This window comes from Marinagarivorans sp., assembly GCF_982758155.1.
Genome location: NZ_CEXWTU010000014.1, coordinates 20,723 through 44,654 on the forward strand (window position 1 = coordinate 20,723; position 23,932 = coordinate 44,654).

Below are 23,932 nucleotides of genomic sequence, written 5' to 3' on the forward strand. Positions count from 1 at the left end.
TTCCCCCATTTTTGATTAATGCTGGTATTTTCGCGCTTGGTTTGGTGGTGGCATTTTCATCGTCAAAATTCATTGGGGTTAATGGGGGAAATATGAAAATCATTCAAAAAGTTAGAACAATCTATAATTTAAAAAATAATAATATTCGCATGCCTGCATCAAATGTTTTTTTGTTGGCTGGTGTTATGTTTTTAGCAGCATGCGGTAGCGGGGAGAAGGCAATAGATAGCACTGCTGGTGTTAGTAGTGAAGCGGCCGTTGATATGTCGGGCGGTCAGGCTTATCAATCAGCTGATGGTATTGTTGGTGGACAGCTATATTCTAAATTTTGGGCGGCTGAAACAGGATTTAGTCTAAATAATTCGAATCTTGATAATCAAGATCAGTTAGATAATATTACAGATAAATCCAATTTTTTTCGTTGTAAACAGTGCCATGGCTGGGATCGGCTGGGGCGCGAAGGTGGTTATAGTAATCGAGCCCCTTCGGTGTCTAGGCCAAATGTTGCCGATATTGATTTAGCTTTACTCAGTGATACCGCGACCCCACAAGCTTTATTTGATGGCATAAAAGGCGGTAGTGATTATCGTTCAGTTGACGAGGATTTGAATAGTTATGATCCTAACAATAATGCATCAATGGGGGATCAAATGCCTAATTATGGCAGTATTCTGACTGATGCTCAGATTTGGGATATTGTTAAATATTTAAAAGAAGAGGCTCTCGATACGTCGGGTTTATACGACATCGTATTGGCAAGTGGTCAATATCCTGATCGTGCTCGTAGCTTTCAAAATTTAGGTGTTGATGGCAGTGCGATGGCTGGTGACGAGGTTTATGCCGATAATTGTGCCATATGTCACGGTGCGGATGGCACCCAAATATTGGTCGACGGTGAATCTTATACTGTTGGGCGACATATGCGCTCTAAGCCTTACGAAGACCAGCATAAGGTTAAGTTTGGTCATTTGGGGAGTATTATGGGGCCTATATTGTCTGATTCCGATTTGAGCGAAATTCAGGATCTTTTTGCGGCTGTTGCGGATGTTAGTAAGTACCCAGACGAGCAACCCACGCCCTAGTCTGTTTTTGTAGTTTACCCAGCTCAATATGTTGAGCTGGGCTTAGGCGCGAGGCAATAAGAGCTTGTCCAATTAGGCGAAGGCGCCTGTTTTATCAATAAGGCGCTCGAAGGGGCGCATGCCGGGACCTATAGGGCATAGGTCAGTAGGGTAACTGCTCCACGACATTATGTTCCTGCCCCGATGCGTTATTCTAATAACCTACTTCCCTGTAGGCTCCCTCGTCTAATTGGACAAACTATTATCGCCTCGCTCCTTATGCGTTTTTGAGGTGTCGATAAGGTCGTTTTTAGCCGTAATAACCTTGATTTTTTTGGGGTCAAGCTGTTAAGCGTAGATGCTACCGACTCTGGTAGAATGGCGGCCTGATTTACCCACACAGTCTTATTTTATGTCTAACGCTAAGCTTATATCGCCTTCCTCCATTAAAGTCGCGCCGCATTTGTGCTCGTTCCCCAAGTATTGGGCTGAGTGCTTTGGTGCAGCGCCTTTCTTACCGATGTCTCGTAAGGAGATGGACGATTTAGGCTGGGATAGCTGCGATATTATTATTGTGAATGGCGATGCTTACGTGGATCACCCCAGCTTTGGCGGGGCTGTTATTGGCCGTTTACTGGAGTTTCAAGGCTTTCGTGTAGGCATGATTGCCCAGCCCGATTGGCAAAGCTGCGACCCTTTTAAAGTTCTGGGTAAGCCGAATCTGTTTTTTGGTATTAGTGCCGGCAACATGGATTCCATGATTAACCGCTATACCGCCGATTTGAAAATGCGTAACGATGATGCTTACACGCCTGCCAACGAAGGCGGTAAGCGCCCCGATCGCGCAGTGACTGTTTATGCTCAGCGTTGTCGCGAAGCCTACAAAGATGTGCCCATTATTATTGGCGGTATCGAGGCTAGCTTGCGCCGTATAGCGCAATACGACTATTGGAGCGATGAAGTTCGGCGTTCGGTATTGGTTGATTCTGGTGCGGATATTTTACTCTACGGCAATGCAGAGCGCGCCATTATTGAGGTGGCTACCGAGCTTGCCGGCGGCAAAAAGATTGACGAACTTACCAATATTCTTGGTACTACCGTAGTGCGTAAAACCATCCCCGAGGGCTGGACGGTTATTGATTCCTCTCGGGTGGATTGGGCCAAAAATATTGATGTTATTCCCAACCCTTATGTAACGGAAGATACCGGCACCAGCGAATGTAAAACCAATGCTAATAGCGGCGGCGGTGCGCCTTCCATGCCGGGCATTGATGGCGAGCTTTACGGCGATGCCGCGCAACAAGAACCCGAGGCCCCAGAGCAAAGCGTACAAGAAGAAGTAGTACGCATTATTCCTATGCCGGTACATCGCAAACATGATTTTGATGATGCTACCACGGCCATTCGGCTGCCTTCTTTTGAAAAGGTACGTAGCGATCGGGTGTTGTATTCACACGCTTCGCGAGTACTGCATTTAGAATCTAACCCGCAAAACGCACGTACGTTGGTACAAAAGCACGGCAACCGCGAGGTGTGGATTAACCCGCCGCCCATTCCACTCGAAACCGACGAGATGGATTCTGTGTTTGCGTTGCCTTTTGCACGCATTCCACATCCGGCTTATGGCAATGCGACTATTCCTGCCTACGAGATGATTAAAACATCCGTGAATATTATGCGCGGTTGTTTTGGCGGGTGTTCGTTTTGCTCAATTACGGAGCACGAAGGTCGGGTTATTCAATCGCGTTCAGAGGAATCTATCCTGCGCGAAATTGAAGAAATTCGCGATAAAACCCCAGGTTTTACCGGCACAATTTCAGATCTTGGTGGCCCCACGGCCAACATGTATATGTTGAATTGCAAGGACCCTCAAATCCATGCAAATTGCCGTCGTTTAAGTTGTGTATTTCCGACTATCTGTAAAAATCTGGTTACGGATCATTCGTCTACTACCCAGTTGTACCGCAAAGCGCGTGCAATACCGGGGGTGAAGAAGGTCGCCATTGCTTCGGGTTTACGTTATGACTTAGCCCTTGAAGATCCAGAGTACGTGAAAGAGCTGGTAACGCATCACGTGGGCGGATATTTAAAAATTGCCCCAGAGCACACCGAAGAAGGTCCGCTGAATAAAATGATGAAGCCGGGCATCGGTACTTTCCATGCCTTTAAAAAGCTTTTTGATAAGTATTCGAAAGAAGCAGGTAAAAAGCAGTATTTAATTCCGTATTTCATTGCCGCACACCCAGGTTGTGAAGACGAGGATATGATTAATCTGGCTTTTTGGGTGAAGAAAAACAAGTACCGTTTAGATCAAGTGCAAACGTTTTACCCGTCGCCTATGTCGTTGGCTACGGCCATGTACTATTCCGAAAAAGATCCACTGGGTAAAGTTAATTATAAAAGTGGCAAGGTTCATACCCCGCGCAATTTGAAACAACGCCGTTTTCAAAAAGCTTTACTGCGTTTTCACGATGAAAAAACGTGGCCAATGTTGCGTAGCTCTTTTAAAGAAATGGGGCGCGAAGATTTAATCGGCACCGGCGAAAATTCCTTGGTGCCGCCGGAGGCTTTACAGCGTAGTCGGCCACGTAATAATGTTGCTGGGAAATTAGCGACGGCGGGGCGCCCGCTCAATAAAGGGCCTGGAGGCCGGCCTAAAAATGGCCCCAACAAAGCCAACGCTAAAAAAGCAGGTCCTAAAAAGCGCCGTTAAAGTTAACGACGCCATTCGTTATGTTAGCGCCACTGAATCTACCGGCTAATTGCCAACGCTTAGTTGTTGGTTTAAGTGGCGGTGTGGATTCAGTGGTGTTGTTGCATTGGACCAAGCAGCAATTGGTTGCTCAAATACACGATGGCTCGATTGCGCTCAACGCTATTCATATTAACCATCAGTTATCCCCAAATGCCCAGCAATGGCAGCAACAGGTTGAAAGCTTGTGCCGAAACATGGGTGTTCCTCTCATTGTAAAAACAGTCGAAATTCATCTTGCCGGGCAGGGTGTAGAGCAAGCGGCGCGGCAAGCACGCTACCAAGCCTTTGAGGGTGAGCTTAAATTAGGCGATGTTCTTGCCGTTGCGCACCATCAAAATGATCAAGCTGAGACTTTACTGTTGCGTTTAATGCGCGGTACTGGCGTGCAAGGGTTATCGGCGATGCTTGCCGAACGACCTTTAGGGGCAGGGCGTTTATGGCGACCGCTATTGCAATGCTCAAAGGCGGGTATTCTTGCGTACGCTAAAAAGCATGCCTTGCAGTGGGTTGAAGATGAAAGTAATGCGGATACGCGCTTTAGCCGCAATTATTTGCGCCATCAAGTTGTTCCAACGCTTACAGCGCATTGGCCGCAAGCGATCAACCAAATAGCCTCAGCAGCCGATCACGCCGCCGAAGCCCAAAGTTTATTAGATGAGTATGCTGCGATAGATTTTGCAGCGGTTGAGCTTCGTACCGAACGGTGTGGGTCGTCTATTAATATCACCGCGCTGCAAGGGCTCTCGTGGGCGCGGCAAAAGCAGTTGGTTCGCTACTGGTTAAAACAGCAAGGTGAGCTACCCCCAGAAAGTCGTCATCTAGAAGAGCTCAATAAACTGTTACATGCTAAGAGCGATGCACAGCCTTCGCTAGTGTTAGGGCGTTACGGATTTAGTCGTTTTCAGCAGCGTTTGTATCTTTTGCGTTCGATAGACATTAATCCTGTTGAGTTAAAGCCTGTCGTGTTCGCGGGTTATTGTTTGTTAGCTGATGGCAGCACATTGCGGGTAGAGGGCTTTGGTGGTGACTTAGTTGTACGCTACCGTCAAGGCGGTGAGCGTGCGCAGCCCGCTGGACGTGCGCATTCCCAAACCCTAAAGAAATTATTGCAGGAATACCGGCTAGAGCCTTGGCTTAGAAGCCGCGTGCCTCTTATATATTGCGGTGAAACATTAGTCGCGGTTGGCGATTTGTGGTTGCAGCACGGCGCCGCTGCGGCTTGCGGTTTGCCAGAAAATACGCACATTGCCGTGTCGTGGGCCTTTCCTCGTGGTTAATGCCGCAGCGATAAAATCCTTCTAAATAATCTTCAAGTTTTCGCCGTTCAGGCCGACAAATAGGGTATAGCCATACAAACTTGAGAGAGTCACCATGCCATTAGTCTGTTCGTCTTTAGTTGATGTTATTCGTACCCGTAAAGCCATGCAGACCGCCTTTGAATCCGGTGATTGGGACGGCGTCAAAGCGTGTGATGAGCGTTTAGGTCGCATGCTGGATACGGCGTTTTCTGATGATAATCGTGATAATACCGCGTTGGTCGGTGAGCTGGAAAAAGTGTTAGCAATGTACGCTCGCGTGGTCACTTATTTGCCCGAAGCAACAGCGCAACGTTGGTTGTGCGCCACTAATACGCCTTCAGTATTGGCGTAATGGGGTTTCTGCTCCTACAGTGATTGGTGTCGATAGTGGATGCGTTAATGTGCGAAGTACGAAAAACCACCACTGCTTATTTAACGTGATGTGCTTAGTGAGTGGAAGCTTGCGCTAGCGGTATAGCCAAACTTCCAGCAATGGATGCTCGCCATGAACCCAAAAAATATTGAATTTAAGTCACCCGATGGTGCGCCCAATGTGCGTTTCATCTCCCCTAAGGTACAAGCTGAAGCGGCACTGGTTGAATACAGTAAGGCATTATCTTTGTTGTTTAATCAAAGTGTGCAAATGTTGTTGCTGGCCAAAAATGCAGCCGTGACCCAATGTGCCGATAAGCAGCTGATGGTTATTTTGCTGGAAACGCAGCGCGTATGCGAGCGGCTGTGTAGCTATTCAAAGGCCGCTAAGGGCGTACATACTAGCGGTAATTTGTTTCGTTATTTAACCTACTTACTGGCTAAAGCCGAAACCGATCCTAGCGTTGACACCTTCTATGAGGTTGCCTCGGTGGCTGAAGTGTTGTTTGAGGGGTTTGATGCAGCAAGGGTGAGCTAGAGGGCGTAATATTTAATCCCCTAATGCTGCTAAGCGTCTCGGTAACTGCTCCTAGATATTATGTCCCTGCAATGCTCATAAGGGGCTTCCTGCCCCGATGCGCCATCTTGATGACCTACTTTACTATATTCACTATAAACTTCCTGCATGCGTGCACTGGAATCAATTTACGCAGAAAAGGTGGCGCATGTATTGAGGCGGCGCTAGCAGTTTTGCCGTTATTTCGATTGGTGCCGTAAAGAATAAAATTATTCGCGCCTCGCGCGTGGTCAGTTTGCGTATAATGCGCGCTTTTATTCTCCGAGGCGCGCGTGGAAAGTCTTTATCTGTTGATTCCCATAGCTATGTTGATTGTCGTCGTCGCGGTTGCGGTATTTTTTTGGGCCGTAAAATCCGGTCAATACGACGATCTCGATACGGAAGCCCATCGCATTTTATTCGATGACGATGACATCGCCGCTAAGCGAGCACGCCAAGCGGTTAATCCCAGTATTGAGCCTAAGAGTGACGCCAGTGATTGAAGTGGTGCTATCGGCCTTGTTGCTGGGCATTCTTGGTGCTGGTCATTGTTTAGGCATGTGCGGCGGGTTTGCTGCCGCGTTGGCTTATGCTATACCCGCCGAGAAGGTTGCTCGGCGCTTTGCTTTATTACTGGCCTATAATCTCGGGCGCATCAGTAGTTATGCTTTATTGGGCGGGTTAGTCGCGGCGGGGCAAAATGCGAGTTTTGATAGCGGTTATCCGCTAGCGCGAACAATTGCAGGCTTACTCCTCATTGCAACGGGTCTTTATCAGGCAGAAATATGGACCGGCATCACGATACTCGAGCGCGGTGGGCAAAAAGTATGGCGCTATATTCAACCGGTTAGTCAGCGTTTATTACCGGTTTATACCGTGCCCAAGGCACTGCTGCTGGGTGCGCTTTGGGGTTGGTTACCGTGTGGCTTGGTGTATTCGGTGCTTGCGTTGGCCGCAACACAAAGTGGCATAGCCGAAGGCGCTTTAACCATGGCCGCTTTTGGTGCTGGCACATTACCCGCTGTTTTTGCCGGCGGTTTGGCTGCATCGTGGGTTCGTCAGTGGCTAGCACGGCGATGGTTTAAAGTTGGGCTGGCGTCGTGCTTTATTGTTTTTGGGGTATGGACCTTGGTCGTGGCTTGGTATCACCATTCTCATCATGCTGAGCATCATCACAATCATAACCCAGAGCATCAAAACCACGATGCCATGCCTGCCGGCGCGGCTGATCAAGATCATTCAATGCAAGATCACTCTAATCATTAGTGTTATTAAGGATTTATTATGCGTTTATTACATACCATGCTGCGAGTAGGCGATCTCGATAGATCACTCGCGTTTTACGTGGATGTATTGGGCATGCGTTTATTGCGCAAACAAGATTTCCCTGACGGGCGCTTTACCTTAGCTTTTATCGGTTACGGTGATGAAGATAGCAATACCGTATTGGAATTGACTCACAATTGGGACACCCAAAGCTATGCATTAGGTGATGGCTATGGGCATATCGCGTTAGGCGTTGAAGATGTCTATGCCGCTGCCGCTGCAATTAAAGCCGCAGGTGGTAAAATTGTGCGCGAAGCCGGGCCTATGATGCACGGCACTACCGTATTAGCCTTCGCTGAAGATCCCGACGGTTACAAAGTTGAATTATTACCTATTGATCACCACAGCTCATGATTAAATTAACGCAAGCGAGCCTACAGCGCGGCCATAAAATCCTATTAGAGCAAGCATCCCTTACGGTACACATCGGTGAAAAGCTCGGTGTTATTGGTGCTAACGGCAGCGGTAAATCCAGTTTATTTAAATTATTAATTGGCGAGTTAGCTGTAGATGCGGGCGATCTACATGTTCCCAGTGCTTGGAAAATAGCGCACATGGCGCAAGAGGTGGGTGCGGGTGATCGCACCGCTTTGGATTATGTCCAAGATGGCGACACCGAGCTGCGAACCGTAGAGAAAGACATTGCCAATGCCGGTGAAGACGGTGAAAAGTTAGCGAATCTTTATGCGCAATACGAGCATATCGATGGTTACACTGCTGCCGCTAGAGCTATGCAGTTAATTGCCGGTTTAGGCTTTTGCGCCGCTGATGGTGAGCGTCCCGTGTCCGATTTTTCGGGCGGTTGGCGTATCCGTTTAAATCTCGCGCAAGCACTCATGTGTCGTTCCGACTTATTATTGCTGGATGAGCCCACTAACCACTTAGATTTAGATGCAACGCTTTGGCTAGAGCAACGTTTAAAACAATACCAAGGGACATTGCTGATTATTTCGCACGATCGCGATTTCCTTGATAACGTAGTCACAGGTATCGCTAATTTTGAAAATAATCAATTAATTACTTACAGCGGTAATTATAGTGCTTACGAACGCCAAAAAGCCGAGCGTTTAGCGCAGCAACAGGCGGCTTTTGATAAACAACAAGAACGCATTACCGAAATCGAAAGCTTTGTTCGCCGCTTTAGAGCGAAGGCCACCAAAGCGAAGCAGGCGCAAAGTCGATTAAAAGAATTGGAGCGTATGGAGCAACTTTCGCCGGCGCATATTGATTCCCCATTTAACTTTCGCTTCCCTACGCCAGAGCGTATTCCCCAGCAACTGATTACATTAAGTGATGCGGATTTAGGTTATGGCGATAAAGCCTTACTTAAAAAAGTGCAACTCAGTATTCACGGTAATTCCCGTTTGGGTTTGTTAGGTGCCAATGGTGCGGGTAAATCTACCCTAATGAAAACCTTGGTGGGCGGCAATGGGGCAGACTCTACCTTGTTATCGGGGGATCGTGTTGAGGGTGCGCATTTGCGTATCGGCTATTTTAATCAGCATCAACTCGAAGCGTTGGATATGAATGCATCCTGCGCGCTGCACTTACAACGTTTAAGCCCTAAGGCCTCTGATCAGGAAATTCGCAATTTTCTCGGTAGTTTTGATTTTCAGGGCGATAGAGCGTTTGAAACAATCAAACATTTTTCGGGTGGTGAAAAAGCACGCTTGGCGATGGCGATTGTTGCGTGGCAAAAACCGAACCTTTTGTTACTCGATGAGCCCACTAACCATTTAGATCTTGAAGTTCGACACGCTTTAACTTTGGCGCTGCAAGGGTTTGATGGTGCGGTTGTACTCGTATCGCACGATAGGCACTTGCTGCGTAATTCGGTGGAAGAATTCTTATTGGTGGATGATGGCAAAGTCACCATCTTTGATGGCGATCTTCACGATTACGAAGTCTGGCTAACCTCTCGAAATGCAACGGCCTCGGGTGGTCAAACCACTAGCGAGACAGTACTTGCGCAAGATAAAAATACGAAAAAAATAGAACGGCAAAATAACGCGGCAATACGGGCACAGTTAAAGCCCTTGACCAATGCGGTTAAAAAGCTTGAAAAAGAAATTGATAAATTGCAGCAAAACTTAAGTAGCGTAGAGCAAGAACTGTCAGATCCGGAGCTTTATGCTGTGGGTGGCGATGTATTGGCAAAAACCTTAAAACGTCAGGCAGAGATCAGTGAAAAACTGGAGGTGTGTGAAGAAGAATGGATGCTGAAAAGTGAAGAGTTAGAAGTCTTAACTCAAAGTTAGAAATAATTCATTTATTCATTGTTTATCACACACCGCTGAGGGCAATCCCTCGTACTCGGGTGTATAGGAAAAAGTATGGCCAATAGCGAAACAGTCGATAAAATTTTACATGCCGCAACGGTATTATTTGCCGAGCGCGGCTTTGCCGAAACTTCGTTGCGAACGATAACCAGTATGGCTGATGTTAATTTAGCAGCCGTCAATTATCACTTCGGTTCTAAAAAGGCGCTTATCCAAGCTGTTTTTACGCGTTTCCTCGAACCTTTTTGTAAAGCGCTTGAAAGTAATTTGGATAAACTGGACCGTGAATCGCCTAGCGTTCGAGATGTTTTGTTGGCGGCGGGTGATGCTTTTATTGTTACGCAACGTGAAGTAAATGAGCGTCCAGAGCGCTTTGCTCGATTAATGACGCTGGCTTATACCCAGTCGCAAGAGCATTTACGCCAACATTGCTCTGAACGTTTCGGTTGTACCTTGGCTCGCCTTACTAAGTTGTTGCAAGTCGCAGCGCCCAATACGGATTTCATGCAATTTTATTGGCGCATGAACTTTATGTTGGGAGCGTCACTATTTACTTTGTCTAGCTTTGAATCGATTGTGGCGATGCTGGGGAAAAACCCTGAAGAGGTTCCTATCGATGAAATGCTTAAATATTTGGTGCCAGCCATGACCGGTATGCTGCAAAGTGATCAGGTAGTTGATGAAGCGCCTGCTGATAATGCGCCCGCTTAATTGATTAATATTCTGACTATAAAGGTTGCTCTATGAAGGCTCTAGGTTCCGTCATGTTAGATGTTTCTGGCATGACGTTAACGGCAGAGGAGAGGGAAGTCTTAGCGCATCCGCAAGTTGGAGGACTGATTCTTTTTTCACGAAATTACGATAACCCTCAACAGCTTATAGATCTAAACCGACAAATTCGTGAGTGTAATAAAAAGTTGTTGATCGCGGTCGACCATGAGGGTGGTCGCGTTCAGCGTTTTCGTGAAGGTTTAACGCGCATACCGGCAATGCATTATCTTGCGCAAATGGCACCGGATTTAATCCCGGCAACGGCGGCGTTAATGGCGCGGGAGTTAATGGCGTTAGGCGTCGATTTTACCTTCGCGCCAGTGCTGGATCGTTTTAACCCAGAAAGCCAAGTGATTGGTGATCGCGCTTTCTCTGAGTGCCCTAAAGAGGTTGTGCAGTACGCAGAAGCGTTTGTATCTGGGCTTGCTTTAGCCGGTATGGCCGCCGTGGGAAAGCATTTTCCTGGTCATGGTGGTGTAGTGGGCGATACGCATTTAGAAACGGCGATAGATGAACGTGATTTTGCCGATATAGAAGAAACTGATTTATACCCTTTTGCTCAACTGGCATCAAAATTACAGGGTGTGATGCCGGCACATGTGGTTTTCCCTTGTTTAAGTGACTTGCCTGTTGGTTTTTCGGTGGAATGGCTACAGGGTGTATTGCGGGAAAGTTTACAGTTTAGTGGTGCTATTTTTAGTGATGATTTATCCATGGCAGCGGCAAAGGTCGCGGGTGGCCCTGTAGAGCGGGGCATGGCCGCCATGGCCGCGGGTTGTTCTATGGTATTAATGTGTAATCAGCCAAATGATGCCATCCAATTGATAGAAGGTTTTGAACGCGAAAATATTCGTTCGCAAGAGTCTTTAATCAGTAATTTAAGTGCGGTTAAGGCGAGAACACAACACGGTTTTAACTGGAAGGCTCTCCAAGCTTCCTCAGAGTGGCAAGCGACACACCGAGCGCTGCAGACACTAACATAGTTACAAATAAGGGACGAGGAAACAATATTTCATCCACTAATGCTTGATATCGACATGCTTACCTTCGCTGCTTAAAGGGTTACATGCCCCGGCATGCGCCCCTTTAAGCGCCTCGATAAGAAAGCCGATCTCTTCGCCTGATTGGATAAACTATTATTGCCTCGCCCCTAATCAAATTTAAAAAGTTATTAGGTTTATATTGGGGAGTGAATTAATGGATGTCGAAGCAATGAAATCATGGCTTGAGCAATTTGTGTCGCATGATTATTTATGGATTGTTGAAGTTTTTTTTGTGGTGACGGTGACGCTTATTGCTGCTTTTATTGTGTCCCGTACGCTCTCGCAGTTAGTTAGGCGAAGCGCTGCTACAAAGAGCCTGTGGGATGATGCGCTTTTTGACTCTTTATTCAGGCCCGCAAAGTGGATGGTTTGGGTTTTAGGTTTGTCCTATGCCGCAGGTATTGCGGCCGCACAAACGGAAGTGAGCTTGTTATCTATGATTGGGCCTGCTCGCACCGTGGGTTCTATTCTGATTCTTGTATGGTTTGTGGTGGGCTTTATTAAGCGCGCCGAACGCAATTTAGTTGATCCTGAATATTCACGTAAACCTATGGATGCCACAACCGCGATGGCCATTGGTAAGTTGTTGCGTGTTTCTACAATTATTACGTCGGCATTGGTTATGCTGCAGTCTTTAGGCTATAGCATTTCTGGAGTATTAGCCTTTGGTGGTATTGGTGGCATTGCTGTCGGTTTTGCGGCGAAAGATTTACTGGCCAACTTTTTTGGTGGCCTAATGATTTACTTGGATCGCCCGTTTGCCGTTGGTGATTGGGTGCGTTCACCCGATCAAAATATAGAAGGTACCGTCGAAGATATTGGCTGGCGTTTAACGCGTATTCGTACTTTTGATAAGCGTCCGCTGTATGTACCTAACGCAACATTTACTCAGATATCCGTTGAAAACCCTTCACGAATGCTACATCGGCGGATAAAAGAGACTATTGGTATTCGTTATGATGACGCCGATAAAATGGCTGTGATTGTAGAAGATGTAAAACAAATGTTGCGCACACATCAAGATATTGCACAGGACCAAACATTAATTGTAAATTTTAATGCGTTTAATGCCTGCTCCCTCGACTTTTTTATCTACACCTTTACTAAAACTACCGCTTGGATTGAATTTCATGAAATCAAGCAAGATGTCATGCTAAAGATTATTAATATTATCGAAGGGCATGGTGCAGAGTGCGCATTCCCCACATCAACCCTGCATATTCCCAACGGTGTAATGGTAAACTCACAAACGTCTGGTGGCAGCGCAAAGCAGGATTCAAACCATGGCACATAATATTGCGTGGCCAGCGTCTAAACAGGTATATACAGAGCAACAAGTTTCGGACGCGGTGGCCGCACAGGCCGAGCAGATTAATAGCGCACTGACAGATACCCCTCTCATTGCATTATGCGTCTTGCATGGTGGCATGGTGTACTCGGGTTTGCTGTTACCTAAATTGACGATGCCAGTATCATTAGATGCCATCCGTGTGACGCGTTACCGCAATACCACCCAAGGTGGCGATGAATTACATTGGATTTCGCGGCCGGAATTGTCGCTCAAAAATAAAACCGTGCTTTTAATGGACGATATTTTTGATGAAGGCAAAACGTTAGAGTATTTAGCGGTATGGGCGATAGAGCAAGGTGCAGCGCGCGTGTATTCTGCCGTGATGGTGGATAAGCAACACGATCGTAAACCTATTAATTACAAGGTCGATTCTGCTGCCATGACGGTACCGGATGAGTATGTTTTTGGTATGGGGATGGATTACAAAGGGGCGTGGCGTAATGCCAGCGGTATTTGGCATATTACATAAATAAAAAGCGCTCATTGAGCGCTTTTTTATTGCCTAGCCCCTTAGGGGTGTGCATTAAATAACTTCCCGTTTTTGAATTCCTGGGTGCACGCTTGCCTTCGTTAAAAATATTTGCAATAGCCGGCTATTACGCCATATTTTCGCCTCGTCAAGCGTGCACACACAAACCCAAATCCCATCAACTTATTCAGTGCACGCCCCTTAGCGCTTTTTCTATATCTTGTGTTAAGGCCTCGGGTTTGGTTGCAGAAGCATAGCGCTTCAAAACATCGCCTTCTGTATTAACTAAAAATTTTGTGAAATTCCACTTGATGGCTTTGCTGCCTAAAATTCCTCGCTCCTTTTCTTTTAGGTATGTAAACAATGGTGCTGCGTCTGGGCCGTTGACGTCTATTTTTTTACTCATTGAAAAGCTAACGCCATAATTAGCCATGCAAAATTGCCCAATTTCATCTGCGTTACCGGGCTCTTGATGGCCAAATTGATTACAGGGGAAGCCAATAATCACTAAGCCTTGTTCGGCATAATGCTTGTGAAGATTTTCTAGGCCTTCGTATTGGGGCGTGAAGCCGCATTTGCTGGCGGTATTGACAATAAGTACTGCTTTGCCTTTCAAATCGGCCAAGCTCAGTGTTTGGCCATCCAGTAGGGTAACGTCAAAATCATAAAATTGATTGGGCATAAAATTATTCCTGCTGATATTTTTTTGAGTAAAAATGGAGCAAAAAAAACCCGCGTCAGCGGGCTTTAAAGATTCAGTATAAATTACGCATATCACCGACTATCGGATTTTTTTGCGCGCTTTAAGACTTATGGCGTGGCGCATCCGTTTTTTCTAGCACGCTTTTGTCGTGATGCATTGTGTTGTAAATTTCACGTGTATCAAAACCAATTTCTAGATGCTTATTAAACAACCCGAGTGTTAAATAACTGATCCAGTTTTTTTGATCCAGTTGGCCGGCATAGTTGTAGTTGAAAGTGCCGTCCTTTTTAAGGGCTGGATAGTTAGGGTAGTTTTCCTTGAGTACTTTTATCGCATTTACGCCCAATTCGTCTTGGCCCAGCATATGGTATGCCTGAATTAAGGAGGCTAAACCATCGGGGACGGCAGGCGAGCCTTGGTAGTTCTCGACCACAGCACGACCGCGTGCCGCCGCAGCGAGGTAAGCTTTGCGGCTAAAGTAATAGTTGGCGATGTGTATTTCGCCGCGGGCAAGTAAGTTACGCAGGTAGACCATGCGCAGCTGGGCGTCCACAGCATAATCTGAGCTAGGGTATCGAGTTACAAATTCAGATAGCATATTGAAGGCGTTAACCGCGGCGCCGGGGTCGCGGCTGGTGTTGTCCATGCCAAAAATAGAGCCCACGAGAGAGCTTTCTTTGTTAAAACTGGCTAAGCCGCGCATGTAATAGGCGTAATCGGCATGGCGATGTTGCGGATGCAGACGAATAAAGCGGTCTGCATTGGCAATAGATAAGTCAAAATCACCCGATTGGTAATGGGCATAGATCAGCTCTAGCTGCGCTTGCTCGCCAAAGGTGCCAAAAGGAAAGTTTTCTTCGAGAAGCTCTAGCGAAGAGACTGCAGATTGCCAATTCTTGCCGTCCAATGCACGCTGAGCGCGCTCGTACAGCTGCTGTTCGGTGCTTTTCTCTTTTTCCTCGTTAGAGGCGCAACCGGTTAATGTTGCCCCAAGCGCTAGGGCGCCAATCAGTACAAATATAAGGTGTGCTCGCATTCAGTCGTGCTCTGTATCATTATGTGCGTTTTTTTGCGCCCAGCCTCGGGCGGCGAGGGCGCAGTTTAGCCAGTAGCAGGTAATAACTCAATGATGCAAGAAATTTCCCAGCAAACCAAAGTCCCGATGGAGTCCAAAGGTCAGCGGTTGGACGCGATTGCGGCGCAGTTGTTCCCTGATTATTCACGGGGGCAATTACAAGCGTGGATTAAGTCGGGCGAACTGACCGTGAATGCCAGTGTAAGAAAACCGAATGCTAAATTAGCCGGTGGCGAGCAATTGTCATTAACGGCCACTTTAGCCGATGTTAACGACTGGCAACCCGAAGACATCGCTATTGATGTGGTCTTTGAGGATGACGATATTCTTGTCGTCAATAAACCGGCCGGTTTGGTGGTACACCCGGCAGCGGGTAACTATACGGGTACGCTGTTAAACGGTTTGTTATTTCACTACCCCAATGCCAAGCATATTCCCCGTGCCGGTATTGTCCACCGTTTGGATAAAGATACAACCGGCTTAATGGTTATCGCAAAAACGCTGCAGGCGCAAAACCATCTTGTGCAGCAGCTACAGGCGCGCACTGTCGCGCGTCGCTATGCGGCGGTGCTTTCGGGTACCTTGCTGAGTGGTGGCACGGTAGAAGCGCACATAGGGCGCGATTCTAAACACCGCACCCGTATGAAGGTGGTTGATTCTGAAAATGATGCGGGTAAAGAGGCGATCACCCACTACCAAGTGGTAAAACGCTTTAAGCATTTCACGTGGGTAGAGTTGAAGCTAGAAACCGGTCGAACTCACCAAATTCGCGTACACATGACGCATATAGGTTTGGGATTGGTTGGCGACGCTACCTATCGTGGCCGAGGGTTAAAGACCTCTGAGATCGATGATGCGGTACTTGAGTGCGTTAGAGGCTTTGGGCGGCAGGCATTGCATGCCAAAGCACTCGGGCTGATTCACCCGACAACCGGTGAGGAATGCCATTGGGAAATTCCCTTACCCGATGACTTTGCCGAATTGCTTGAGGTGTTAAAGAAAAGCAATGTCTAACGACAGGGTCGAATCAGCGGAACGTATTGTTCCCGTATTTGAACCTCAGTGGCCGGCGCCTAGCAATGTGCAAGCGGCGATTACCTTGGTGGCTCCAGATGCTACGGAATTTGGCGCTTACAATCTGGCGCAGCATGTGGGTGATGATCCTGTGCGTGTGAGTGCGAATCGCGCACAGTTGGCGCGCCAGCTCGATGTGCCTCATTGGCAATGGTTAGAGCAAGTGCACGGGGTTGAGGTCTTGCGAGCTGATGTCGGTACAAGCCTACAACCGGTACCGCAAGCGGATGCGTGCACGACACAGTACGCTAAGCTTGCCTGTGCCGTGTTAACGGCCGATTGCTTGCCAGTGCTGCTGTGCAATCAGCAGGGCACTCAGGTGGCGGCCGTGCACGCTGGCTGGCGTGGTTTGGCGGCAGGGTTGTTAGAGAAGGCTTGCAAGCGTTTTGCGGCGGCTGACACGCTAATGGCTTACCTTGGGCCTGCTATTGGTGCCAGCGCCTTTGAGGTTGGGCCAGAAGTGAAGGTTGCTTTTGAGTCGGCAATGGGCCGCATAGCAGGGCAGTGTTTTGTTGCCAACCCTTTGCGGCCAACGCACTACTTTGCTGATTTGTACGCGCTTGCACGCTTGCAGTTAGCCGGCTTAGGCGTTGCTTCTGTGAGCGGCGGCAATGATTGCACCTATACCGATGCCCGTTTTTATTCCTATCGCCGGCAGCCCATTACGGGCCGCTTTGCGAGTGTTATTTGGTTAACCGATTAAGCGCTGTAAGGGTTGTCAGATAACAAATACGCGATAACTTCGGCTTTGTTTTCGATAGAGTCTAATTGCGTTTTAAATGCTTTGATTGCAGGGTAGTGTTCGCCAAACGTCTTATCGTATAGCCCTTCTAGCACTTCTTGTGTTTTAGCGGTTCGAATCTTTTTTTGCCAGCTATCGGTGAAAATTGCGTTTAATTCAAAGGCTAGCCCTTCTTGTTTCAGTAGCTCCCACTCGCCTTTATCGAGCCAAATAGCATTGATCGCTGGACTCAGGTCCAGTTTGTGCTCAAGCTTATGGCTAATGCGGTATTTGAGCATCAATGTTTTTGATTGTGGGCAGAGCATGGCCTTTTCTGTTTCCGTTGCTGCAACATCGATATCGCTCGCAACAGGGGCTGTAGGCTCGCTATTAATCCAGCGTAAATAGTCCGCAAGGAAAACGAGGTTGCCACCACAAGCGCTGCAGGTTTTACAGGGGAAGAGCGCGTCGAGGTAACCGGCTTGAAGGGTGCCTTGGTTGCAGCTAGTACAGTTCATCGTGATTCCTTTTTATTGTCTATGATTAAGAAGGCAGTTTACGATGAGTTGTCAATAAGCTCAAAGTGTTGTGATATGGGAAAAGGCTGTGTAGTTGGGTTGTTGTTATATCGTTAACGGGTTTACATATAATGGTTGGGTCGTAGGGCTAATAAACATGAATAAAACAGCCATTGTGGTTGATTCGGCGTGTACCTTACCGCCTAAGTTACTTGAAAAGTACAATATTAAACGTGTTCCCATTTCGGTTTTTATCAATGGTGATGAGTTTCCAGATCCGTGTGATCAAGCGTTGTCGCTTGAGTTTTTCCGCTCTGGTCAGCTCAATCGAAAAAATAAAGTGACCACATTGCCCCCCAGCGCAGAAACCTTTGTCGCTGTGATTAATGCCGCCATTGCCGAAGGTGCTGAGCAGGTTTTTGTGCAAACGGTAAACCGCATGCAAGGTGAAACTTACAATAAAGCCAACGAGGCTGTTTCGAAAGTAAAGGCGCAGTTACCGGCCGGGAGTAAGGTGACGGTAAGGGTAATGGATAGTCGTACTATTTTTTCGGGACAGGCATTAATGGTAGCTGAAACTCTTCGGCGCTTAATGAAGACGCCAGAGGCGAATATTGTTCGCCGTCAAATGGATAGCCTGTCCAGCAAAATACACACCTATATGCTGCCAAAATCGCCATTAACGGCATTGGAGCGAGCCCAAAAGCGTGGTGAGAAAGCTGTTGGTTGGACGCAAGCCGCTATTGCAACCGCCATTGGCGTTCATCCGATCTTATGCATTGTGAACGACAGCAGTTATCGGGCGGCGAAAGTTAAAGGGTTTGAGAAGTCGGCGGCACAATTGTTTGCCCATGCACGTTCGCAATTGGCGCGGGGTTTGTTATCACCCATCGTTGTCATTAACTATGCCGGACCTCTTGAGGAGCTAAAAGCAATGAGCGGTTTCTCTGATTTAGAAGCCTCGGCACGCGACTGTAAGGTGCAGTTGATCTTGGGGATAATGAGCTTGGCTGGCGGAATTTATGCTAGCCCGGGCTCTTTAAGTCTGGCGTTAATGGCCAAGCCTCATGAGTGGCAGGGCGGCTAAACGGTTTTTTTGTGGCTTGTAAAACACGCATGCTCGCCCCTAGCGGTATAGCCAGTGTATGGCCTTTGCGCTGAAGGGTGGCGGACTTTTAAATCAATCGTGATACACTCAGCGGCTTTATAACGTCACCAGTAGGTCTTTCTTTGAGCACAGATTCAACTCCTTCTCAAAACGATACGCAAACGGCAACTGAAGATGATGCTGTTGCACAAACGACATCGGTCGAAACCGCAATAACTGAGCCTGTTGCAACGCCAGAGCAGGGCGAGGTTGAAGCCGTGCCCGCTGTGAAGCGGCGCTTTCAAGAGTTTGGTCTAGAGCCCGAGCTTTTGCGTGCTATTGATGATTTGGGTTTTGAGTTTTGCTCCCCGATTCAAGCGCAATCACTGCCGTTAAGCCTTGCCGGCCACGATGTGTTGGGTAAAGCCCAAACCGGTACCGGTAAAACGGCGGCTTTTTTAATTCGCGTTATTGACGATCTTTTAAAAACACCACCGCCAGCAGATCGCTATGCCGGCGAGGCGAGGGCCTTAATCGTGGCGCCTACCCGCGAACTGGTTATTCAAATTGCTGACGATGCTAAATTATTAACGAAATACACCGATCTAAAAATTCACACTTTGGTCGGTGGTATGGATTACCAAAAGCAGCGCGATCGCCTGCAAAGTGAATTTGTTGATATTTTGGTGGCAACGCCAGGGCGCATGCTCGATTTTCGTGAGCGCCAAGATGTTCACCTCGATACCGTAGAATTACTCGTTATTGACGAAGCCGATCGTATGCTCGATATGGGCTTTATCCCGCAAATGCGCCAAATCGTGCGCTATACCCCGCGTAAAACACACCGTCAGACCTTAATGTTCTCGGCTACCTTTACCGATGAGGTTATGCGACTGTCTGAGCAGTGGATGCACGAAACCAAGCGTATCGATATTGCGCCTGAGTCAGTGGCAACCGATAACGTAGAGCAACACGTCTACATGGTCGCTGGCGACGAAAAGTTCACCTTGTTGTATAACCTGCTTAACTCTACGGGTTTCAACTCTACGATGGTCTTTGCTAATCGCCGGGACGAATGCCGCAAGCTTTACGATTACCTGAATGCTTATGGTGTGAAGGTAGGTTTACTCAGTGGTGAAATTGACCAAAACAAGCGTGTAAAAACGCTGGATGCGTTCAAAAGTGGCAAATTGAATGTGATGGTGGCGACCGATGTAGCGGGCCGCGGTATTCATATTAATGATGTCACTCACGTGGTTAACTACACCCTGCCAGAAGAACCAGAAGATTACGTGCATCGCATTGGCCGTACGGGCCGTGCGGGCAGTAGCGGAAGCTCAGTGAGTTTTGCGTGTGAGGATGATTCCTTCCGCTTGCCGGCGATTGAAGAGTTGCTAGGTAAAAAGATTACCAGTGAAGTCCCACCTGAGAATTTATTAGCCTCTTTACCCGAGCCGCAAAGCCCGCTGCCTGTGCAGCAGAAGCGCCGCTCACCCAGCGGTAACGGGCGTGGCGGTAACAGCCGTGGTCGCAGCCAACCCCGCGGTCGTCGCTAGTACGACATTTCATTTGCGCTAATGCGGTACTCTGATTGGCGCTGGTCTACACTCAAAAGATGAATGTTTTTGGGTGTAGATAATGAAGAAAGTATTGATCGTTGAAGATAGCACCATGGTGATGCGTGTTATCAAGCATGTGGTCAAGCAAACATCACTTTTTCAACCACTTTATGCCGAAACGCTGGCCGAAGCTAAGGCGATAATGGCGGAGCACGAGGGTGATATTTTTGCGGCCATGGTGGACCTATCCCTGCCTGATGCGCCCAATGGCGAAATCGTCGATTACACCCTCTCCCTCAAAATCCCAACAATTGTCCTTACCGGCTCCTTCGATACCGAGCGCCGCGAGACGCTGCTGTCTAAGGGTATTGTTGACTATGTCACCAAGGAGGGGCGCTTTTCCTATCTATATGCGTGCAACCTGGTGCATCGCTTAATTAAAAACGAGAATGTGAAGGTGCTGGTGGTGGACGATTCACTCACCAGCCGAAGAATTATCACGGGTATGATGAAGTTACACCGCTATCAAGTTTTGGAAGCTAAAGATGGCGTCGAGGCGATTCAAGTATTGCTGGATAACCCGAGTATTAAAATGCTAATCACCGATTACAATATGCCGCGCATGGACGGCTTTGAATTGGTGCAAAACTTACGCATTAAATACGTCAAGTCAGAACTGGTGATTGTGGGCATATCATCAGAAGGTGATGGCCATTTAACGGCGCGTTTTATTAAAGCGGGCGCTAATGACTTTATTAAAAAACCCTTTAATCACGAAGAATTTTTCTGTCGCATTACTCACAATGTTGAGCAGGTGGAAATGATCGAGCAGATCCGTGATGCTGCCCGGCGCGATTATTATACCGGCGTCTACAACCGTTATTATTTCTTTGAAAAAGGCCTGCAAGATTGGCTGACCGCGCAGGAAAAAAGTACACCAGTTGCACTGGCCGTTATTGACTTGGACAACTTTAGGTTCGTGAACGAAACCTTTGGTAATGAAGCCGGTGATAGCGTAATGCAGCAGGTCGCGCAGCGGTTAGATAATACGCTAGATCGCTTTCTTGTGGCCCGAGCCGATGGGCAGGAGTTTTATGTATTACTGCTGGGTTTGAGTAACGAAAAAGCTTGTGCCCTGATCAAGCGTATGGGGGAATTAATCTCTAGCGAACCTGCGGTTTGGGATGGTCATAAAATCGCAGTGCGCTTTAGTGCTGGCGTCGCTAGTCACGTTGAAGCTAGCGGTGAAGAGGGCTTTGACGAGCTGGTTAGCAATGCCTACAAATGCCTTCATCGCGCCAAAGATGCTGGCGGCGATATGATTATCGGCGACGATGGCTCTGCGGAGGAATAGGCCGAGCATGGCGAAGTGTAGCATCGCATTTTTTTGGAGCTTGATTATAATGCTTGTCTAACTTCCTAGCCATAAAGATGCCTGTGACCAATTCTAAAAGCCAAGTAGCAATAGACGCTCAACCCTTAGAAAGCAACACGCCTGAAAACATCACCGCCATTATTGGTGGCTCTGGTTTTTACCACCTGAAAAATTTGGAGTGTATTGAAGCGTTAACCATCACGACGCCCTATGGTGACGTAGCGGGAATACAGCGTGGTAATGTTGCCGGTAAGCCAGTTGTTTTTATGATGCGCCACGGCGATGGCCATAAAGTGCCACCTCATAAAATCAATTATCGCGCGAATATCTGGGCGCTAAAGTCGCTAGGCGTTGAGCGCATTATTGCCATTAATGCGGTCGGTGGCATAGGTGACGATTGTGGTCCAGGCGCGATTGTTATTCCCGATCAAATTATCGATTACAGTTATGGTCGTGAGCATACCTTTGCGGATGTGCTGACCGACGAGATCAATCATGTCGAATTTGCCGACCCTTATAGCCCTGCGATTATTCAGCAGTTACTGCAGGCCGCAAAGTCTGTTGCACTGCCGGTGGTTAGCAGCGGCTGTTATGCCTGTACGCAAGGCCCGCGCTTAGAAACTACGGCTGAAATTGCGCGTTTAAAGCGTGACGGTAATACGCTGGTGGGTATGACGGCCATGCCAGAAGCCGCGTTAGCGCGCGAGCTTGGCGTTGCCTATGGTTCGGTGTGCATTGTTGCTAATTGGGGGGCAGGCTTGAGTGAACAAGCGATTACCCTTGAGGATATTCATGCAATTTTGGCGCAAGCAGCGGATAAGGTGCAGGGCTTGGTGGGGGCGGCTTTGGGGTAGGTTTACGTACTTAAAACTAATTTTTTTGCGTTATTAAATTATTGCTGCAGCAGCGCAACCGGCATAGATTTAAAGGCCGGGGTTAGGCTTTGTGGGTCGATTGTTTGGCCAATGAGCATATTGGCTTCTGGGTAGTAGGCCATTACATTACCTGGCGGTATATCAAATGCTTGAACAATGGCATTTTTCATTTCGCCAACGGCAGACTTTACCGTTATGTCGTCACCATTTTTTAGGTTCAGTCTTGTCATATCATCGGGGCACATAAGTATGGCATTGCGCTTGGCATTGTATCTGTAGCTGTCTAACTCTTCGTAAATAATGCTATTAAACTGCCCCTCGCTACGAATACTGGCTAACAGGAAAGGATAATCGCTACTTGTGCCATTTTTTGGTGTTTCGTGTATTTTAAAATTAGCCTTCCCAGATGGGGTATTAAACAGTGGTTTGTGCATTAACCGATTGTTAACGTGAAATTCTTTTTTAGCAATGCCAATGTCGGCCAGTTTTTCTAAGCCAGGGATTAACTCTGCAATAGCTTCACGCAAGTGTTGATGGTTTTTGAAACCAGCAAAAGGAATGGGGCATTTAGGTAATAAATGTTGAGCCAAGCTGGCAATAATATCCACTTCAGAGCGCGCATTAATTATTCGCTCTATGCCGCCATCGCTAAGACGTACAAAATTGAACATTGATTCTTGTGTGGTCGACTGGGGTTCTTCATCGCGGGCTAATACCGGTAAAATAAGAGCTTCGCTATGGTCGATACCGTTAATATGCCCTTGATTAAGTGTGGTGGTTAAATAGAGCTTAAAGGGTATTTTTTCGAGTGCTGTTTTTACCCACTGGGTATCCGGTGAGGCGCTGTATAAGTTGCCGCCGACAATACATGCACAGTCAATATCGCCGGATTCAGCGGCTTTTAGTGCATGGAAAGTATCTAGTCCTTTTTGTTTGGGTAGGCAAATGCCAAATGCAGTTTCAATTTTTGCAATAACATCTTCAGTCAATACCGGTTTTACACCGATGGTTCCTAAGCCCTGTACATTACTATGGCCCCGTAATGGGAGTAAGCCTGCGCCAGGTCGCCCCAGCATGCCGCGCAATAGGGCTAAATTAGAAATGGCCTCCACATTTTGCACACCAAAAGCGTGATGCGTCATGCCCATCCCCCAGGCAAAGACGGTATTTTTTGATTGAATATAAACAGCGGCCAACTTTTTAATGTCGGCAGTGCTTACACCGCTATCAGCTTCTATATCAGCCCAGTTACAGTTTTGACTATTGGCTTCTAGTTCGTTAAAGCCATAGCAAAACTCAGAAATAAATGTGCGATTCACCGCTGTTGGATTATCACTTTCTAATAAAGCTTTATATATCCCTTTAAAAAGCGCCAAGTCGCCGCCTATTTTGGGTTGAATATAAAGCGAAGCGATTTCGGTTCCGCCTGCAATCATCGATTTTGGGCTTTTAGGTACCGCAAACTTAACCAGTCCGGGTTCTTTGGCGGGGTTAATTATTATTACCTCGCCGCCACGATCTCTTAACGCTTTTAGTTTATGAATAAACCGCGGGTGGTTCGAGGATGGGTTTGCGCCTATAACAAAAATGCAATCGCACAGTGATAAATCTTCTAACTCTACCGTTGCTGTGCCGGTGCCAATAGTGGCGCCTAACCCACCGCC

General features: G+C 47.5%; 23 protein-coding genes. 19 read left to right on the forward strand and 4 right to left on the reverse strand.

Annotated features, from left to right (window positions below; all coding sequences use genetic code 11):
- Positions 1 to 92 precede the first annotated feature (92 nt).
- From AC3A8L_RS03275 to AC3A8L_RS03335, 13 genes are all read left to right on the forward strand, one after another.
- Entirely contained in the window at positions 93 to 1,082 is a 990-nt protein-coding gene (locus tag AC3A8L_RS03275; RefSeq protein ID WP_487960797.1) for a c-type cytochrome, read from the forward strand.
- Between the two features lie 391 nt (positions 1,083 to 1,473).
- Complete coding sequence (locus tag AC3A8L_RS03280; RefSeq protein WP_487960819.1) at positions 1,474 to 3,774, forward strand: YgiQ family radical SAM protein; 2,301 nt, start codon at positions 1,474 to 1,476, stop codon at positions 3,772 to 3,774.
- A gap of 20 nt (positions 3,775 to 3,794) precedes the next feature.
- Positions 3,795 to 5,093 carry a tRNA lysidine(34) synthetase TilS gene (gene tilS, locus AC3A8L_RS03285; RefSeq protein ID WP_487960798.1) on the forward strand — a complete coding sequence of 433 codons (1,299 nt, stop codon included), beginning with the start codon at positions 3,795 to 3,797 and terminating at the stop codon, positions 5,091 to 5,093.
- 94 nt (positions 5,094 to 5,187) lie between these two features.
- The gene (locus AC3A8L_RS03290; protein WP_487960799.1) at positions 5,188 to 5,466 is read left to right on the forward strand and encodes a hypothetical protein; all 279 of its coding nucleotides are present in this window, start codon (positions 5,188 to 5,190) and stop codon (positions 5,464 to 5,466) included.
- Between the two features lie 153 nt (positions 5,467 to 5,619).
- A complete protein-coding gene (locus AC3A8L_RS03295; protein ID WP_487960800.1) occupies positions 5,620 to 6,024 on the forward strand; it encodes a hypothetical protein in 405 nt (134 codons plus the stop codon).
- A gap of 311 nt (positions 6,025 to 6,335) precedes the next feature.
- The gene (gene ccoS, locus AC3A8L_RS03300; protein WP_487960801.1) at positions 6,336 to 6,545 is read left to right on the forward strand and encodes a cbb3-type cytochrome oxidase assembly protein CcoS; all 210 of its coding nucleotides are present in this window, start codon (positions 6,336 to 6,338) and stop codon (positions 6,543 to 6,545) included.
- Entirely contained in the window at positions 6,529 to 7,308 is a 780-nt protein-coding gene (locus AC3A8L_RS03305; RefSeq protein WP_487960802.1) for a sulfite exporter TauE/SafE family protein, read from the forward strand. Before ccoS ends, AC3A8L_RS03305 begins: the two co-directional genes overlap by 17 nt.
- Positions 7,309 to 7,326: 18 nt before the next feature.
- Entirely contained in the window at positions 7,327 to 7,722 is a 396-nt protein-coding gene (gene gloA, locus AC3A8L_RS03310) for a lactoylglutathione lyase (protein ID WP_487960803.1), read from the forward strand.
- Positions 7,719 to 9,626, forward strand: a complete 1,908-nt coding sequence (locus AC3A8L_RS03315; RefSeq protein ID WP_487960804.1) for an ABC-F family ATP-binding cassette domain-containing protein — start codon at positions 7,719 to 7,721, stop codon at positions 9,624 to 9,626. The genes gloA and AC3A8L_RS03315 overlap by 4 nt, the downstream gene beginning before the upstream one ends.
- A 75-nt stretch (positions 9,627 to 9,701) precedes the next feature.
- A complete protein-coding gene (locus tag AC3A8L_RS03320) occupies positions 9,702 to 10,358 on the forward strand; it encodes a TetR/AcrR family transcriptional regulator (RefSeq protein WP_487960805.1) in 657 nt (218 codons plus the stop codon).
- Positions 10,359 to 10,390: 32 nt separating this feature from the next.
- The gene (nagZ, locus tag AC3A8L_RS03325) at positions 10,391 to 11,401 is read left to right on the forward strand and encodes a beta-N-acetylhexosaminidase (RefSeq protein ID WP_487960806.1); all 1,011 of its coding nucleotides are present in this window, start codon (positions 10,391 to 10,393) and stop codon (positions 11,399 to 11,401) included.
- Positions 11,402 to 11,615: 214 nt separating this feature from the next.
- Complete coding sequence (locus AC3A8L_RS03330; RefSeq protein ID WP_487960807.1) at positions 11,616 to 12,755, forward strand: mechanosensitive ion channel family protein; 1,140 nt, start codon at positions 11,616 to 11,618, stop codon at positions 12,753 to 12,755.
- Positions 12,745 to 13,281 carry a hypoxanthine-guanine phosphoribosyltransferase gene (locus AC3A8L_RS03335; RefSeq protein ID WP_487960808.1) on the forward strand — a complete coding sequence of 179 codons (537 nt, stop codon included), beginning with the start codon at positions 12,745 to 12,747 and terminating at the stop codon, positions 13,279 to 13,281. Before AC3A8L_RS03330 ends, AC3A8L_RS03335 begins: the two co-directional genes overlap by 11 nt.
- Positions 13,282 to 13,468: 187 nt before the next feature.
- Here AC3A8L_RS03335 and AC3A8L_RS03340 read toward each other — a convergent pair whose 3' ends face one another.
- Together AC3A8L_RS03340 and AC3A8L_RS03345 are read right to left on the reverse strand one after the other, a co-directional pair.
- Positions 13,469 to 13,963, reverse strand: coding sequence for a glutathione peroxidase (locus AC3A8L_RS03340; protein WP_487960809.1), 495 nt, complete (start codon positions 13,961 to 13,963; stop codon positions 13,469 to 13,471).
- A 121-nt stretch (positions 13,964 to 14,084) separates the two neighbouring features.
- Positions 14,085 to 15,020: an outer membrane protein assembly factor BamD gene (locus AC3A8L_RS03345; RefSeq protein ID WP_487960810.1), complete on the reverse strand. Its 936-nt coding sequence runs from the start codon at positions 15,018 to 15,020 to the stop codon at positions 14,085 to 14,087.
- A 90-nt stretch (positions 15,021 to 15,110) separates the two neighbouring features.
- Between AC3A8L_RS03345 and rluD the strand changes: the two genes are divergently transcribed.
- On the forward strand, positions 15,111 to 16,073 hold the full coding sequence (gene rluD, locus AC3A8L_RS03350; RefSeq protein ID WP_487960811.1) for a 23S rRNA pseudouridine(1911/1915/1917) synthase RluD: 963 nt from the start codon (positions 15,111 to 15,113) through the stop codon (positions 16,071 to 16,073).
- A complete protein-coding gene (gene pgeF / locus AC3A8L_RS03355) occupies positions 16,066 to 16,836 on the forward strand; it encodes a peptidoglycan editing factor PgeF (protein WP_487960812.1) in 771 nt (256 codons plus the stop codon). The genes rluD and pgeF overlap by 8 nt, the downstream gene beginning before the upstream one ends.
- On the opposite strand, the gene AC3A8L_RS03360 is transcribed toward pgeF, so the two are convergent.
- Complete coding sequence (locus AC3A8L_RS03360) at positions 16,833 to 17,372, reverse strand: TFIIB-type zinc ribbon-containing protein (RefSeq protein ID WP_487960813.1); 540 nt, start codon at positions 17,370 to 17,372, stop codon at positions 16,833 to 16,835. The two genes, pgeF and AC3A8L_RS03360, sit on opposite strands and share 4 nt — an antisense overlap.
- A gap of 157 nt (positions 17,373 to 17,529) precedes the next feature.
- On the opposite strand from AC3A8L_RS03360, the gene AC3A8L_RS03365 reads away from it, so the two are divergent.
- From AC3A8L_RS03365 to AC3A8L_RS03380, 4 genes are all read left to right on the forward strand, one after another.
- On the forward strand, positions 17,530 to 18,459 hold the full coding sequence (locus tag AC3A8L_RS03365) for a DegV family protein (RefSeq protein WP_487960814.1): 930 nt from the start codon (positions 17,530 to 17,532) through the stop codon (positions 18,457 to 18,459).
- A gap of 143 nt (positions 18,460 to 18,602) precedes the next feature.
- Entirely contained in the window at positions 18,603 to 20,015 is a 1,413-nt protein-coding gene (rhlB, locus tag AC3A8L_RS03370) for an ATP-dependent RNA helicase RhlB (RefSeq protein WP_487960815.1), read from the forward strand.
- 82 nt (positions 20,016 to 20,097) lie between these two features.
- Complete coding sequence (locus AC3A8L_RS03375; protein WP_487960816.1) at positions 20,098 to 21,372, forward strand: response regulator; 1,275 nt, start codon at positions 20,098 to 20,100, stop codon at positions 21,370 to 21,372.
- A gap of 83 nt (positions 21,373 to 21,455) precedes the next feature.
- The gene (locus tag AC3A8L_RS03380) at positions 21,456 to 22,247 is read left to right on the forward strand and encodes an S-methyl-5'-thioinosine phosphorylase (protein ID WP_487960817.1); all 792 of its coding nucleotides are present in this window, start codon (positions 21,456 to 21,458) and stop codon (positions 22,245 to 22,247) included.
- 38 nt (positions 22,248 to 22,285) lie between these two features.
- On the opposite strand, the gene AC3A8L_RS03385 is transcribed toward AC3A8L_RS03380, so the two are convergent.
- On the reverse strand, positions 22,286 to 23,932 hold a 1,647-nt coding region (locus AC3A8L_RS03385; RefSeq protein ID WP_487960818.1), incomplete at its 5' end, for a molybdopterin dinucleotide binding domain-containing protein.

Bases quoted from the DNA above. Each gene is read 5' to 3' on its own strand.
- AC3A8L_RS03275 (WP_487960797.1), top strand. From the start codon at position 93: ATGAAAATCATTCAAAAAGTTAGAACAATCTATAATTTAAAAAATAAT.
- AC3A8L_RS03280 (WP_487960819.1), top strand. From the start codon at position 1,474: ATGTCTAACGCTAAGCTTATATCGCCTTCCTCCATTAAAGTCGCGCCG.
- tilS (WP_487960798.1), top strand. From the start codon at position 3,795: ATGTTAGCGCCACTGAATCTACCGGCTAATTGCCAACGCTTAGTTGTT.
- AC3A8L_RS03290 (WP_487960799.1), top strand. From the start codon at position 5,188: ATGCCATTAGTCTGTTCGTCTTTAGTTGATGTTATTCGTACCCGTAAA.
- AC3A8L_RS03295 (WP_487960800.1), top strand. From the start codon at position 5,620: ATGAACCCAAAAAATATTGAATTTAAGTCACCCGATGGTGCGCCCAAT.
- gloA (WP_487960803.1), top strand. From the start codon at position 7,327: ATGCGTTTATTACATACCATGCTGCGAGTAGGCGATCTCGATAGATCA.
- AC3A8L_RS03315 (WP_487960804.1), top strand. From the start codon at position 7,719: ATGATTAAATTAACGCAAGCGAGCCTACAGCGCGGCCATAAAATCCTA.
- AC3A8L_RS03320 (WP_487960805.1), top strand. From the start codon at position 9,702: ATGGCCAATAGCGAAACAGTCGATAAAATTTTACATGCCGCAACGGTA.
- nagZ (WP_487960806.1), top strand. From the start codon at position 10,391: ATGAAGGCTCTAGGTTCCGTCATGTTAGATGTTTCTGGCATGACGTTA.
- AC3A8L_RS03330 (WP_487960807.1), top strand. From the start codon at position 11,616: ATGGATGTCGAAGCAATGAAATCATGGCTTGAGCAATTTGTGTCGCAT.
- AC3A8L_RS03335 (WP_487960808.1), top strand. From the start codon at position 12,745: ATGGCACATAATATTGCGTGGCCAGCGTCTAAACAGGTATATACAGAG.
- AC3A8L_RS03340 (WP_487960809.1), bottom strand. From the start codon at position 13,963: ATGCCCAATCAATTTTATGATTTTGACGTTACCCTACTGGATGGCCAA.
- AC3A8L_RS03345 (WP_487960810.1), bottom strand. From the start codon at position 15,020: ATGCGAGCACACCTTATATTTGTACTGATTGGCGCCCTAGCGCTTGGG.
- rluD (WP_487960811.1), top strand. From the start codon at position 15,111: ATGATGCAAGAAATTTCCCAGCAAACCAAAGTCCCGATGGAGTCCAAA.
- pgeF (WP_487960812.1), top strand. From the start codon at position 16,066: ATGTCTAACGACAGGGTCGAATCAGCGGAACGTATTGTTCCCGTATTT.
- AC3A8L_RS03360 (WP_487960813.1), bottom strand. From the start codon at position 17,372: ATGAACTGTACTAGCTGCAACCAAGGCACCCTTCAAGCCGGTTACCTC.
- AC3A8L_RS03365 (WP_487960814.1), top strand. From the start codon at position 17,530: ATGAATAAAACAGCCATTGTGGTTGATTCGGCGTGTACCTTACCGCCT.
- AC3A8L_RS03375 (WP_487960816.1), top strand. From the start codon at position 20,098: ATGAAGAAAGTATTGATCGTTGAAGATAGCACCATGGTGATGCGTGTT.